This window comes from Rhodosalinus halophilus (assembly GCF_003298775.1).
Taxonomy (GTDB): domain Bacteria; phylum Pseudomonadota; class Alphaproteobacteria; order Rhodobacterales; family Rhodobacteraceae; genus Rhodosalinus; species Rhodosalinus halophilus.
Map to the genome: position 1 here is coordinate 156,184 of NZ_QNTQ01000011.1, position 10,371 is coordinate 166,554.

21 protein-coding genes are annotated in these 10,371 nt (G+C 67.3%); all 21 read right to left on the bottom strand.

What is annotated here, in order from left to right; all coding sequences use genetic code 11:
• Positions 1–96 precede the first annotated feature (96 nt).
• Positions 97–570: a 50S ribosomal protein L15 gene (rplO, locus tag DRV85_RS13160; protein WP_113289933.1), complete on the bottom strand. Its 474-nt coding sequence runs from the start codon at positions 568–570 to the stop codon at positions 97–99.
• Positions 571–988: 418 nt separating this feature from the next.
• Positions 989–1,177 carry a 50S ribosomal protein L30 gene (gene rpmD, locus DRV85_RS13165; protein WP_113289934.1) on the bottom strand — a complete coding sequence of 63 codons (189 nt, stop codon included), beginning with the start codon at positions 1,175–1,177 and terminating at the stop codon, positions 989–991.
• Positions 1,178–1,189: 12 nt separating this feature from the next.
• A complete protein-coding gene (gene rpsE / locus DRV85_RS13170; protein ID WP_113289935.1) occupies positions 1,190–1,756 on the bottom strand; it encodes a 30S ribosomal protein S5 in 567 nt (188 codons plus the stop codon).
• An 11-nt stretch (positions 1,757–1,767) separates the two neighbouring features.
• Positions 1,768–2,127: a 50S ribosomal protein L18 gene (gene rplR, locus DRV85_RS13175; protein WP_113289936.1), complete on the bottom strand. Its 360-nt coding sequence runs from the start codon at positions 2,125–2,127 to the stop codon at positions 1,768–1,770.
• Between the two features lie 12 nt (positions 2,128–2,139).
• On the bottom strand, positions 2,140–2,673 hold the full coding sequence (rplF, locus tag DRV85_RS13180) for a 50S ribosomal protein L6 (protein ID WP_113289937.1): 534 nt from the start codon (positions 2,671–2,673) through the stop codon (positions 2,140–2,142).
• An 11-nt stretch (positions 2,674–2,684) separates the two neighbouring features.
• Positions 2,685–3,077, bottom strand: coding sequence for a 30S ribosomal protein S8 (gene rpsH / locus DRV85_RS13185; protein ID WP_113289938.1), 393 nt, complete (start codon positions 3,075–3,077; stop codon positions 2,685–2,687).
• A 13-nt stretch (positions 3,078–3,090) separates the two neighbouring features.
• Entirely contained in the window at positions 3,091–3,396 is a 306-nt protein-coding gene (gene rpsN / locus DRV85_RS13190) for a 30S ribosomal protein S14 (RefSeq protein ID WP_113289939.1), read from the bottom strand.
• Positions 3,397–3,416: 20 nt separating this feature from the next.
• A complete protein-coding gene (rplE, locus tag DRV85_RS13195; RefSeq protein ID WP_113289940.1) occupies positions 3,417–3,980 on the bottom strand; it encodes a 50S ribosomal protein L5 in 564 nt (187 codons plus the stop codon).
• Positions 3,973–4,284 (bottom strand): 50S ribosomal protein L24, encoded by a 312-nt coding sequence (gene rplX / locus DRV85_RS13200; RefSeq protein WP_113289941.1) that lies wholly within the window; start codon positions 4,282–4,284, stop codon positions 3,973–3,975. Before rplX ends, rplE begins: the two co-directional genes overlap by 8 nt.
• The gene (rplN, locus tag DRV85_RS13205) at positions 4,284–4,652 is read right to left on the bottom strand and encodes a 50S ribosomal protein L14 (RefSeq protein ID WP_113289942.1); all 369 of its coding nucleotides are present in this window, start codon (positions 4,650–4,652) and stop codon (positions 4,284–4,286) included. The genes rplX and rplN overlap by 1 nt, the downstream gene beginning before the upstream one ends.
• 159 nt (positions 4,653–4,811) lie before the next feature.
• A complete protein-coding gene (rpsQ, locus tag DRV85_RS13210) occupies positions 4,812–5,042 on the bottom strand; it encodes a 30S ribosomal protein S17 (protein ID WP_113289943.1) in 231 nt (76 codons plus the stop codon).
• A gap of 10 nt (positions 5,043–5,052) precedes the next feature.
• Positions 5,053–5,256: a 50S ribosomal protein L29 gene (gene rpmC, locus DRV85_RS13215; RefSeq protein WP_113289944.1), complete on the bottom strand. Its 204-nt coding sequence runs from the start codon at positions 5,254–5,256 to the stop codon at positions 5,053–5,055.
• Between the two features lie 124 nt (positions 5,257–5,380).
• Complete coding sequence (rplP, locus tag DRV85_RS13220; protein ID WP_113289945.1) at positions 5,381–5,794, bottom strand: 50S ribosomal protein L16; 414 nt, start codon at positions 5,792–5,794, stop codon at positions 5,381–5,383.
• Positions 5,795–5,807: 13 nt separating this feature from the next.
• The gene (gene rpsC, locus DRV85_RS13225; RefSeq protein ID WP_113289946.1) at positions 5,808–6,512 is read right to left on the bottom strand and encodes a 30S ribosomal protein S3; all 705 of its coding nucleotides are present in this window, start codon (positions 6,510–6,512) and stop codon (positions 5,808–5,810) included.
• Complete coding sequence (gene rplV, locus DRV85_RS13230; RefSeq protein ID WP_113289947.1) at positions 6,512–6,892, bottom strand: 50S ribosomal protein L22; 381 nt, start codon at positions 6,890–6,892, stop codon at positions 6,512–6,514. The genes rpsC and rplV overlap by 1 nt, the downstream gene beginning before the upstream one ends.
• Before the next feature lie 6 nt (positions 6,893–6,898).
• Positions 6,899–7,177, bottom strand: a complete 279-nt coding sequence (rpsS, locus tag DRV85_RS13235; protein WP_113289948.1) for a 30S ribosomal protein S19 — start codon at positions 7,175–7,177, stop codon at positions 6,899–6,901.
• 3 nt (positions 7,178–7,180) lie between these two features.
• Complete coding sequence (rplB, locus tag DRV85_RS13240) at positions 7,181–8,023, bottom strand: 50S ribosomal protein L2 (protein ID WP_113289949.1); 843 nt, start codon at positions 8,021–8,023, stop codon at positions 7,181–7,183.
• A 150-nt stretch (positions 8,024–8,173) separates the two neighbouring features.
• Positions 8,174–8,470, bottom strand: a complete 297-nt coding sequence (locus DRV85_RS13245; protein ID WP_113289950.1) for a 50S ribosomal protein L23 — start codon at positions 8,468–8,470, stop codon at positions 8,174–8,176.
• Positions 8,467–9,084, bottom strand: a complete 618-nt coding sequence (gene rplD, locus DRV85_RS13250; protein WP_113289951.1) for a 50S ribosomal protein L4 — start codon at positions 9,082–9,084, stop codon at positions 8,467–8,469. The genes DRV85_RS13245 and rplD overlap by 4 nt, the downstream gene beginning before the upstream one ends.
• 1 nt (position 9,085) lies before the next feature.
• Positions 9,086–9,958 carry a 50S ribosomal protein L3 gene (gene rplC, locus DRV85_RS13255; protein ID WP_113289952.1) on the bottom strand — a complete coding sequence of 291 codons (873 nt, stop codon included), beginning with the start codon at positions 9,956–9,958 and terminating at the stop codon, positions 9,086–9,088.
• 13 nt (positions 9,959–9,971) lie between these two features.
• Positions 9,972–10,286 (bottom strand): 30S ribosomal protein S10, encoded by a 315-nt coding sequence (rpsJ, locus tag DRV85_RS13260; protein ID WP_113289953.1) that lies wholly within the window; start codon positions 10,284–10,286, stop codon positions 9,972–9,974.
• Positions 10,287–10,371 lie beyond the last annotated feature (85 nt).

Here is a 10,371-nt window from a genome sequence, read left to right on the forward strand (position 1 = left end):
CCCCGTGCAGGGCGCCGCCGCCCGTCGCGCATGGGCGCGGGCGGCGGGCGCAAGATTGCGGGTTATCTAATCGGCGCGGCGAAGCGCCACAACCCGTTATTCGGTCGCGGCCGGTGCCGCCAGCGTGACCGAGCCGCCCGCGCCCTCGACCGCGGAGACGGCGGATTGCGAGGCGCCGGTGACACGAAGATCGACCTTCGCGGTCAGTTCGCCCTTGGCCAGCACGCGGACGCCGTCGAGTTTCCGGCGCACCAGACCGCTGGCGACGAGCGCCTCTTCCGTGACCGGCTGGCCGGCGTCGAGCTTGCCCGCGTCCACGAACTTCTGGATCGCGCCGAGGTTCACCACGGCGTAGCGCTTGCGATGGGGCTTGTTGAAGCCGCGCTTGGGCAGGCGCTGATAGATGGGCATCTGCCCGCCCTCGAAGCCCTTGATGGCCACGCCCGAGCGGGACTTCTGGCCCTTGATCCCGCGGCCGGCGGTCTTGCCCTTGCCGGAGCCCGGCCCGCGGCCGACGCGCTTCGCCTTCTTCGTGGCGCCCGGGGCGTCACGGAGTTCGTTCAGTTTCATGTCGCTTCTCCTTGCCGGATGCGGGGGCTGAAGCGAAAGGCGCCCCGACCACGGCTTTTCGTCTGATTGGAACCTGCGGCCGTCGTAGCCGCCCGCACCCCATAGCGGCTGTGCGGCGCGGAGGCAAGCGGCGCGCGGCCTGGATCACGCGATGGAGGCCCGTCTCGCCCGCAAGGCAGCGCTCGCGCCGCCTGCGACCCGTCGGCGTCCCCATCAGCAGGCGACAGGGGAAACGCAGGACCGAATCGGGGTCCGCTGGCCTCGCCCTCGCATCGCGTGACCGTGGCTCTGGGAAACGGCCGCCGACGCCTGGAAGCGGGGGCGTGTTCCCGGGACGGGGCACGAGACGCGAAAACGCCCTCCGCGCGGCGGAGGGCGTTCCATGTGATCGCACGTCGGGCACCGTTTTGTCAGGCCGTCAGCCGCGCTCTTCGACGATCTCCACCAGATGCGGGATCTTCGCGATCATGCCGCGGACCGCCGGCGTATCCTCCAGCTCCCGCGTGCGGTGCATCTTGTTGAGCCCGAGGCCGATCAGCGTCTGACGCTGCTTGGCCGGGCGGCGGATGGGCGAGCCCACCTGCTTGACGACGATGGTCTTGGCCATGTGCTGTCTCCCTTACGCCTCGGCCGCTTCGGGCTTGGGCGCGTCTTCCTTGTGCAGGATGTCCGCGACCTTCTTGCCCCGCCGCTGCGCCACCATCCGCGGGCTCTGCTGCTTCTTCAGCGCGTCCATCGTGGCACGGATCATGTTGTAGGGGTTCTGCGAGCCGTTCGACTTGGCGACGACGTCCTGCACGCCCAGCATCTCGAAGACCGCGCGCATCGGGCCGCCCGCGATGATGCCTGTGCCCTGCGGGGCCGTGCGCATCATCACCTTGCCGGCGCCCCAGCGGCCGGTCTCGTCGTGGTGCAGCGTCCGGCCCTCGCGCAGGGGCACGCGGATCATGCCGCGCTTGGCCTGCTCGGTGGCCTTGCGGATCGCCTCGGGCACCTCCTTGGCCTTGCCCTTGCCGAAGCCCACGCGCCCCTTCTGGTCGCCGACGACGACCAGCGCGGCGAAGCCGAAGCGCTTGCCGCCCTTGACGGTCTTGGACACCCGGTTGATCGCGACGAGGCGATCGGCGAATTCGGGGCTTTCATCGCGGTCCCGGCGGCCGCGTCCGCCCTGCGGTTCTCTTGCCATATCGCGTCTCCTCAGAACTTCAGGCCGCCCTCACGGGCAGCATCGGCCAGCGCCTTGATGCCGCCGTGATAGCGGAAGCCGCCGCGATCGAAGTAGCAGTCCTCGATACCTGCGGCCTTGGCCCGCTCGGCGAGGGTCGCTCCGACCTTCGCCGCGGCCTCGAGATTATTGCGCCCGGCGAGCCCGAGGCTCGGCTCGAGCGACGAGGCGGCAGCCACCGTGCGGCCCTGCACATCGTCGATGAGCTGGGCGTGAATGTTCTTGTTCGAGCGGTGCACCGAGAGGCGCAGCCGCCCCAGGTTCGCCGACTTGAGCTTGTTCCGGACGCGCAGACGGCGCTTGCGGAACTGTTGTTGCTTGTCCAATGCCATGATCCCGCGCCCTTACTTCTTCTTGCCTTCCTTCTGGAAGATATACTCGCCCTTGTAGCGGATGCCCTTGCCCTTGTAGGGTTCGGGCCTGCGCCAGTCGCGGATCTTGGCCGCGACCTCGCCGACGAGCTGCTCGTTGTTGCCCTCGACGATGATCTCCGTGGGCTTCGGGGTCGTGATCGTCACACCCTCCGGGATCGGGAAATCGACGTCGTGGCTGAGGCCCAGGTTGAGCTTCAGGCTGTTGCCCTGTGCCTGCGCGCGGTAGCCCACGCCCTGCACCTCGAGCTCCTTCTTGAAGCCGTCGGTCACGCCCTGCACGAGGTTCGCGATATTGGTGCGGCTCATGCCCCACTGCTGGCGCGCGCGCTTCGAGCTGCCGCGCGGCGCGACGCGGATCGCATCCTCTTCCTGGGTGATGGTCACGTCGTCGGTCGCCGTCCAGCTCCGGGTGCCCTTCGGCCCCTTCACCTCGACGGTCTGACCCGAGACCGTGGCCGTCACGCCCGAGGGGATCGCGACCGGCTGTTTTCCGATACGAGACATCGCAAACCTCCTCAGAACACCGTGCAGAGCACTTCGCCGCCCACGTTCGCCGAGCGCGCCGCGGCGTCCGACATCACGCCCTTGGGCGTCGAGACGATGGACACGCCGAGCCCCTGGCGCACGGACGGCAGGTCGCGCACGCCCATGTAGACGCGGCGGCCCGGCGTCGAGACGCGCTTGAGCTCCTGGATGACCGGGCGGCCGTCCGAGTACTTGAGCGCGATCTCGAGCTGCGGATGCCCGCGCGCGTCGGTCGTGCGCTCGTAGCCGCGGATGAAGCCCTCTTCCAGCAGCACGTCCAGCACCCAGGCCCGCAGCTTCGAGGCAGGGGTGACGACGTTGGTCTTGCCGCGCATCTGCGCGTTGCGGATGCGGGTGAGCATATCGCCGATGGGATCGTTCATCTGAAACCCTCCCTCACCAGCTCGACTTCACGAGGCCCGGCGCCTGGCCGGTGGAGCCGAGCTCGCGCAGGGCGATCCGGCTGACCTTGAGCTTGCGGTAATAGGCGTGCGGCCGGCCGGTGAGCTGGCAGCGGTTGTGCAGCCGGGTGGGCGAGCTGTTGCGCGGCAGCTTGGCGAGCGCCAGCCGCGCCTTGAAGCGCTCTTCCATCGGCTTGGATTCGTCGTTGGCGATCTCTTTCAGCGCGGCGCGCTTGGCGGCGTATTTCTCCACGAGCCGCTGGCGCTTCCTCTCGCGCTCGACCATCGCTTTCTTGGCCATGATGCAGTCTCCTCCGGCGCTTAACTGTTGAAGGGCATGTTGAAATGCTTCAACAGCGCCTTGGCTTCCGCGTCGGTCTTCGCGGTGGTGGCGATAATGATGTCCATGCCCCAGATCTCGTCGACCTTGTCGTACTCGATCTCGGGGAAGACGATGTGCTCCTTGAGGCCCATCGCGTAGTTGCCCCGCCCGTCGAAGGCGGTGCCCTTCACGCCGCGGAAGTCGCGGACGCGCGGCAGCGCGATGGTGATCAGCCGGTCGAGGAACTCGTACATGCGGGCGCCGCGCAGCGTGACCTTGGCGCCGAGCGGCATGTCCTCGCGGACGCGGAAGCCCGCGATGGACTTCTTCGCCTTGGTGATGACCGCGCGCTGGCCCGCGATGAGGCTGAGATCCTCCTGCGCCGACCTGGCCTTCTTGGAGTCCCGCACCGCCTCGGCGCCGCAGCCGATGTTGATCACGATCTTGTCGAGCCGCGGGATCATCATGTCGTTGGCGTAGCCGAACTCTTCCTTGAGCTTCGGCTTGATCTCCGCGTCGAAGAGCGCACGCAGACGGGGCGTGTAATTCTGGGCGTCAAGCATCGATCACATCCCCCGTGGTCTTGGCGTAGCGCACCTTCCTGCCGTCCTCGACGCGGAAGCCGACGCGCGTGGGCTTGCCGTTCTTGTCGACGATGGCGAGGTTCGAAAGGTCGATCGGCAGCGCCTTGGGAATCCGGCCACCCTGCGAACGGGGCGACTGCTTGGTGTGGCGGACGGCCATGTTCACGCCCTCCACCACGGCCTTGCCGGACTTGCGATCGACCGAGGTGATGGTGCCGGTCCGGCCCTTGTCCTTGCCGGCCAGCACGACGACCTTGTCGCCGGTCTTGAGTTTCGCGGCCATCAGAGCACCTCCGGTGCGAGCGAAATGATCTTCATGAAGTTCTTCGCGCGCAGTTCGCGCAGCACCGGACCGAAGATCCGGGTGCCGATCGGCTCCAGGTTGTTGTTGAGGATCACCGCGGCGTTCCTGTCGAAGCGGATGGCGGTGCCGTCCTCGCGGCGGATCTCCTTGGCGGTGCGCACGACGACGGCCTTGCGCACGTCGCCTTTCTTGACGCGCCCGCGCGGGATCGCCTCCTTGACCGACACCACGATGATGTCGCCCACGGAGGCGTATTTCCGCTTGGATCCGCCGAGCACCTTGATGCACTGAACCCGGCGTGCGCCGGAGTTGTCAGCGACATCCAGATTGGTCTGCATCTGGATCATTTGGCTTCTCCCGACCTTTGGGGAGGGCTTTGCCCGTCGTCCCCAGGGTTTCGATCAAACCGGACGTGATGGCCTTGCGTCCGGATCCGCTCTTGCGCCCTTGCGGGCGTCATCGCCGGGGGCGAGGGCCGAAAGGCCCGAAAAGCGGCGTCCGGAGGGCTAATCGGCGATCACCTCCCAGCGTTTCGTCTTGGACTTCGGCGCGCATTCGATGATGCGCACCTTGTCGCCCACCGAGAACTGGCCGTTCTCGTCATGGGCGCGGTATTTCTTCGACTTCCGGATCGTCTTCTGGAGGACCGGATGCTTGAACCGGCGCTCGACCGAGACGGTCAGGGTCTGGGCGTTGGCCGTGGAGGTCACGGTGCCCTGAAGGATACGCTTGGGCATGGCTCCCTCCTCACTCGGCGGCCGCTTGCGCGGCCTTCTCGTTCAGCACGGTCTTGACGCGCGCCGCGTCGCGGCGCACCGCCCGCATCCGCGCGGTGTTCTCGAGCGCGCCGGTGGCCTGCTGGAAGCGCAGGTTGAAGGCCTCCTTCTTGAGGCGCGTGAGCTCCTCGCGGAGCTGGTCCGGCGTCTTCTCTCTCAGTTCCTTGGCGTCCATCGCCTGTTCGTCCTTCCATCAGAAGTCACGGAACGCGGCCCTCGCCGCCGTGCGTTCCCGCACCGTCCCGCGCTTTTCCAACACATGAGGGGCGCCCGGCCACGCAGCCGGGAGCCCGGAATCCTCACCAGTCCTCGCGCACGACGATGCGCGATTTGATCGGCAGCTTCATCGCGGCGAGTCGGAGCGCTTCCTTTGCCACATCCTCGCCGACACCGTCAATCTCGAACATGATCCGTCCGGGCTTGACGCGGGCGGCCCAGAAATCGACCGAGCCCTTGCCCTTGCCCATCCGCACCTCGGTGGGCTTCGACGTGACCGGCACGTCGGGGAAGATGCGGATCCACACCCGGCCCTGGCGCTTCATGTGACGCGTCATCGCCCGGCGCGCGGCCTCGATCTGACGCGCCGTGATGCGCTCGGGCTGCGTGGCCTTGAGGCCGTAGGTGCCGAAGTTCAGCTCGGACCCGCCCTTGGCCTCGCCCCGGATGCGGCCCTTGTGCTGCTTGCGGAATTTCGTGCGCTTGGGTTGAAGCATCTTTCACGTCTCCTCAGCGACGGCCGGCGCCGCGCGGGGCCGGGCCGTCCTGGATCTCCTGCATGCGGCGATCGCGGGCCGAGGGATCGTGCTCCATGATCTCGCCCTTGAAGATCCAGACCTTCACCCCGATCACGCCGTAGGGCGTCTGCGCCTCGACATTGGCGTAGTCGATGTCGGCCCGCAGCGTGTGCAGCGGAACCCGGCCCTCGCGATACCACTCCGTCCGCGCGATCTCGGCCCCGCCGAGACGGCCCGAGACGGTGACGCGGATGCCTTGGGCGCCCATGCGAAGCGCGTTCTGCACCGCCCGCTTCATCGCGCGGCGGAAGCTCACCCGGCGCTCGAGCTGCTGGGCGATCGACTCGGCCACCAGCGTTGCGTCGAGTTCGGGCTTGCGCACCTCGACGATGTTGAGATGCAGCTCGCTGTCGGTCATCTTCGCGAGCTTCTTGCGCAGCGCCTCGATGTCGGCGCCCTTCTTGCCGATGATGACGCCCGGACGCGCCGCGTGGATCGTCACGCGGCACTTGCGGTGCGGCCGCTCGATGATGATGCGCGCGATGCCGGCCTGCTTGGCCTCCTTGCGGATGAACTCGCGGATGCGGATATCCTCGAGCAGCAGGTCGCCGTAGTCCTTGGTGTCGGCGTACCAGCGGGAGTCCCACGTCCGGTTGACCTGAACGCGCATCCCGATCGGATTGGTCTTGTTTCCCATTAGGCCTGCTCCTCGATCTGGCGCACCTTGATGGTCAGCTCCGAAAACGGCTTCTCGATCCGGCCGAAACGACCGCGCGCCCGCGGGCGGCCCCGCTTCATGACCAGGTTCTTGCCGACCCAGGCCTCCGCCACGATCAACTCGTCGACGTCGAGATTGTGGTTGTTCTCGGCGTTGGCGATCGCGGACTGCAGGCACTTCTTGACGTCCTGCGCGATGCGCTTCTTCGAGAAGGTGAGATCGGTCAGCGCGCGATCCACCTTCTTGCCGCGGATCATGGCCGCCACGAGGTTCAGCTTGCGCGGGCTGGTGCGCAGCATCCGCAGCTTTGCCATCGCCTCGTTCTCGGCCACGCGGCGGGGGTTCTTTTCCTTGCCCATCGCCAGTTATCTCCGCTTCGCTTTCTTGTCGGCCGCGTGACCGTAATAGGTCCGCGTCGGCGAGTACTCGCCGAACTTCTGGCCGATCATGTCCTCGGTCACGAGCACGGGCACATGCTTCTGCCCGTTGTAGACGCCGAAGGTCAGCCCCACGAACTGAGGCAGGATCGTCGAGCGGCGCGACCAGATCTTGATAACGTCGTTGCGGCCCGACTCGCGGGCCTTCTCGGCCTTCTTCAGCACATGGCTGTCGACGAAAGGCCCTTTCCAGACGGAACGTGCCATGACTTAGCGGCCCTTCTTCCGAGCGTGACGCGAGCGCAGGATGAGCTTCTGCGACGCCTTGTTGGTGTTGCGGGTGCGGCGGCCCTTGGTGTCCTTGCCCCAGGGCGTGACCGGCGTGCGCCCGCCCGAACTGCGGCCTTCGCCGCCACCCAGCGGGTGATCGATCGGGTTCATCGCGACGCCGCGCACCGCGGGCCGTTTGCCGGCATGCCGCTTGCGCCCGGCCTTGCCGAGGTTCTGGTTCGAGTTGTCGGGGTTCGACACGGCGCCCACGGTGGCCATGCACTCCTGCCGGACCATCCGAAGCTCGCCGGAGCTCAACCGGATCTGCGCATAGCCGCCGTCGCGGCCGACGAACTGCGCATAGGTGCCCCCGGCGCGGGCGATCTGGCCGCCCTTGCCCGGCTTGAGCTCGATGTTGTGCACGATCGTCCCGATTGGCATGCCCGAAAACGGCATCGCGTTGCCGGGCTTGATATCGACCTTAGCCCCAGAGACGATCTTGTCGCCCACCGCCAGGCGCTGCGGCGCCAGGATGTAGGCCTGCTCGCCGTCCTGATACTGGATCAGGGCGATGAAGGCCGTGCGGTTCGGGTCGTATTCGATTCGCACGACCACCGCCGGCACGTCGTGCTTGGTGCGCTTGAAATCGACGATGCGGTAGAGCCGCTTCGCCCCGCCGCCGCGGCGACGCGCGGTGATCCGTCCGGTGTTGTTCCGCCCGCCCTTCTTCGTCAGACCCTCGGTGAGGGACTTCACGGGGCGGCCTTTCCAAAGGTCCGAACGGTCGATCAGCACCAGCCCGCGCTGGCCAGGCGTCGTCGGATTGTACGACTTGAGTGCCATGGTTTCTGTCTTCCGTCGTTGTCGGGCGGGTGCGTCCCGCCCTGGGTTATGCGGGCCGTCCGGCCCGGAGGATGAAGGGCCCCGAAGGTCCCCGGTTCAAGAGCCGAGGCCCCGGCACATCCGGGGCCTCGCGCGAGTCGGCATCCACTATCAGAGGCCGGTGGTCACGTCGATGGTGTTGCCCTCCTCGAGCGTGACATAGGCCTTCTTGACGTCCTTGCGGCGGCCCGAGATACCCCGGAACCGCTTGGTCTTGCCCTTGGTGATGGTCGTGTTCACGGCCTTCACCTTCACGCCGAAGAGCGCCTCGATCGCTTCCTTGATCTGCGGCTTGGCCGCGTCGATCGCCACTTCGAAAACCACGGCGTTGTGTTCCGACGCCATGGTGGACTTCTCGGTTATGACCGGCTTGCGGATCACGTCGTAGTGTTCGGGTTTCGCGCTCATTTCAGCCGCGCCTCCAGTGCTTCGACACCCGCCTTGGTCAGCACGACGGTGTCGCGCTTGAGGATGTCATAGACGTTCGCGCCGACGCTGGGCAGCACGTCGAGCCCGTCGATGTTGCGCGCGGCCCGGGCGAAGCCCTCGTCGACCTCGGCCCCGTCGATCACCAGCGCGCGCTTCCAGCCGAGTTCGCGAACCTGGCGCGCGAGCTCGGAGGTCTTGCCGCTGGCCCTGGCCTCGTCGAGCACGACGAGCGCACCCTCGCGCGCCTTGGCCGAGAGCGCGTGCTTCAGCCCGAGCTTGCGGATCTTCTTGGGCAGCTCGTGCGCGTGGCTGCGCGGCACGGGCCCCTTGTAGACCCCGCCCTTGCGGAAGATGGGCGCATTGCGGTCGCCGTGGCGCGCGCCGCCCGTACCCTTCTGGCGGTAGATCTTCTTGCTCGAATAGCTGGTCTCCGAGCGCGTCTTGGCCTTGTGCGTGCCCTGCTGGGCGCGCGCCCGCTGCCAGCGGACGACGCGATGCAGGATGTCGGCGCGCGGCTCGAGACCGAAGATCTCGTCGCCGAGCTCGACCGACCCGGCGCTCGCGCCGTCCAGCTTGATGACGTCGAGTTTCATGTCACTCGCCTTCCTTCTTCTCGGGCGACTGGTCCGAGCTTTCCTCGGCCTCCTTCTGCGCCTCGATGTCGGCTTCCGCCTCCTTCAGCGCGGCCTCCTGCTCGGCGGCAGCGGCCTCCTCGGCGGCGCGGCGCGCCTCTTCCTCCTCGGCGGCGGCCTGCGCGGCGGCCTCCTCGGCCTGGCGCTTGGCCTCCTCGGCGGCGGACTTCAGCGCCGCGGGCAGGATCAGGTTCTCCGGCGTGGGCTTCTTGACGGCGTCCTTGACCGTCACCCAGCCGCCCTTGGGCCCGGGCACCGCGCCCTTGATCATGATGACCCCGCGCTCAGCGTCCGTCTTGACCACCTGCAGGTTCTGCGTGGTGACGCGGACAGCGCCCATGTGGCCGGCCATCTTCTTGCCCTTGAACACCCGGCCCGGATCCTGGCACTGCCCGGTGGAACCGTGGCTGCGGTGGCTGATCGACACGCCGTGCGTGGCCTCGAGGCCGCGGAAATTGTGCCGCTTCATCGCGCCGGCGAAGCCCTTGCCGATCGAGGTGCCGGAGATGTCCACGAACTGACCTTCGAAGTAGTGGTCGGCCGTGATCTCCTCGCCCACGTCGATCAGGTTCGCGGGATCCACGCGAAACTCCGCCAGCTTGCGCTTGGGCTCGACCTTGGCCTTGGCGAAATGGCCGCGCATCGGCTGGCTCACCCGCTTGACCTTGGACGTGCCGGCGCCCAGCTGCACCGCCGAGTAGCCGTCCCTGTCGGGCGTGCGCTGCGCCACCACCTGCAGCTTGTCGAGCTGCAGCACGGTGACGGGCACCTGCCGCCCGTCCTCCATGAAGAGCCGGGTCATCCCGACCTTCCTCGCGATCACTCCAGAGCGCATGTGGGTGCCCTCCTCAGACCTTGATCTCGACATCCACGCCGGCGGCGAGGTCGAGCTTCATGAGCGCGTCCACCGTCTGCGGGGTGGGATCGACGATGTCGAGGAGCCGCTTGTGCGTCCGGATCTCGAACTGGTCGCGGCTCTTCTTGTTGACGTGCGGGCCGCGCAGGACAGTGAACTTCTCGATCTTGTTCGGAAGCGGGATCGGCCCGCGGACCTCGGCGCCGGTGCGCTTGGCCGTGTTCACGATCTCGCGCGTGCTGGCGTCCAGCACGCGATAGTCGAAGGCCTTGAGACGGATCCGGATGTTCTGGCTCGTAACTGCCATCTGCCTTGCCTTTCACAGTTGAGAGGTGGACCGGGCCGGAGGTCCGGCCCACATCGAACCGGTTGCGATCACTCGATGATTTTGG

What these genes read in the sequence shown, in the direction of transcription:
- rpsQ (WP_113289943.1), bottom strand. Translation starts at nt 5,042, where the DNA reads ATGCCCAAGCGTATCCTTCAGGGCACCGTGACCTCCACGGCCAACGCC.
- rplX (WP_113289941.1), bottom strand. Translation starts at nt 4,284, where the DNA reads ATGGCCGCGAAACTCAAGACCGGCGACAAGGTCGTCGTGCTGGCCGGC.
- rpsJ (WP_113289953.1), bottom strand. Translation starts at nt 10,286, where the DNA reads ATGGCAGTTACGAGCCAGAACATCCGGATCCGTCTCAAGGCCTTCGAC.
- rplF (WP_113289937.1), bottom strand. Translation starts at nt 2,673, where the DNA reads ATGTCTCGTATCGGAAAACAGCCGGTCGCGATCCCCTCGGGCGTGACG.
- rplE (WP_113289940.1), bottom strand. Translation starts at nt 3,980, where the DNA reads ATGCTTGACGCCCAGAATTACACGCCCCGTCTGCGTGCGCTCTTCGAC.
- rplD (WP_113289951.1), bottom strand. Translation starts at nt 9,084, where the DNA reads ATGAAACTCGACGTCATCAAGCTGGACGGCGCGAGCGCCGGGTCGGTC.
- rpmD (WP_113289934.1), bottom strand. Translation starts at nt 1,177, where the DNA reads ATGGCCAAGACCATCGTCGTCAAGCAGGTGGGCTCGCCCATCCGCCGC.
- rplP (WP_113289945.1), bottom strand. Translation starts at nt 5,794, where the DNA reads ATGCTTCAACCCAAGCGCACGAAATTCCGCAAGCAGCACAAGGGCCGC.
- rpsE (WP_113289935.1), bottom strand. Translation starts at nt 1,756, where the DNA reads ATGGCAAGAGAACCGCAGGGCGGACGCGGCCGCCGGGACCGCGATGAA.
- rpmC (WP_113289944.1), bottom strand. Translation starts at nt 5,256, where the DNA reads ATGGACGCCAAGGAACTGAGAGAGAAGACGCCGGACCAGCTCCGCGAG.
- rplB (WP_113289949.1), bottom strand. Translation starts at nt 8,023, where the DNA reads ATGGCACTCAAGTCGTACAATCCGACGACGCCTGGCCAGCGCGGGCTG.
- rplC (WP_113289952.1), bottom strand. Translation starts at nt 9,958, where the DNA reads ATGCGCTCTGGAGTGATCGCGAGGAAGGTCGGGATGACCCGGCTCTTC.
- rpsH (WP_113289938.1), bottom strand. Translation starts at nt 3,077, where the DNA reads ATGAACGATCCCATCGGCGATATGCTCACCCGCATCCGCAACGCGCAG.
- rplR (WP_113289936.1), bottom strand. Translation starts at nt 2,127, where the DNA reads ATGGCATTGGACAAGCAACAACAGTTCCGCAAGCGCCGTCTGCGCGTC.
- rpsC (WP_113289946.1), bottom strand. Translation starts at nt 6,512, where the DNA reads ATGGGAAACAAGACCAATCCGATCGGGATGCGCGTTCAGGTCAACCGG.
- rplO (WP_113289933.1), bottom strand. Translation starts at nt 570, where the DNA reads ATGAAACTGAACGAACTCCGTGACGCCCCGGGCGCCACGAAGAAGGCG.
- DRV85_RS13245 (WP_113289950.1), bottom strand. Translation starts at nt 8,470, where the DNA reads ATGAGCGCGAAACCCGAACACTACGACGTGATCCGCAAGCCGGTCATA.
- rplN (WP_113289942.1), bottom strand. Translation starts at nt 4,652, where the DNA reads ATGATCCAGATGCAGACCAATCTGGATGTCGCTGACAACTCCGGCGCA.
- rplV (WP_113289947.1), bottom strand. Translation starts at nt 6,892, where the DNA reads ATGGGCAAGGAAAAGAACCCCCGCCGCGTGGCCGAGAACGAGGCGATG.
- rpsS (WP_113289948.1), bottom strand. Translation starts at nt 7,177, where the DNA reads ATGGCACGTTCCGTCTGGAAAGGGCCTTTCGTCGACAGCCATGTGCTG.
- rpsN (WP_113289939.1), bottom strand. Translation starts at nt 3,396, where the DNA reads ATGGCCAAGAAAGCGATGGTCGAGCGCGAGAGGAAGCGCCAGCGGCTC.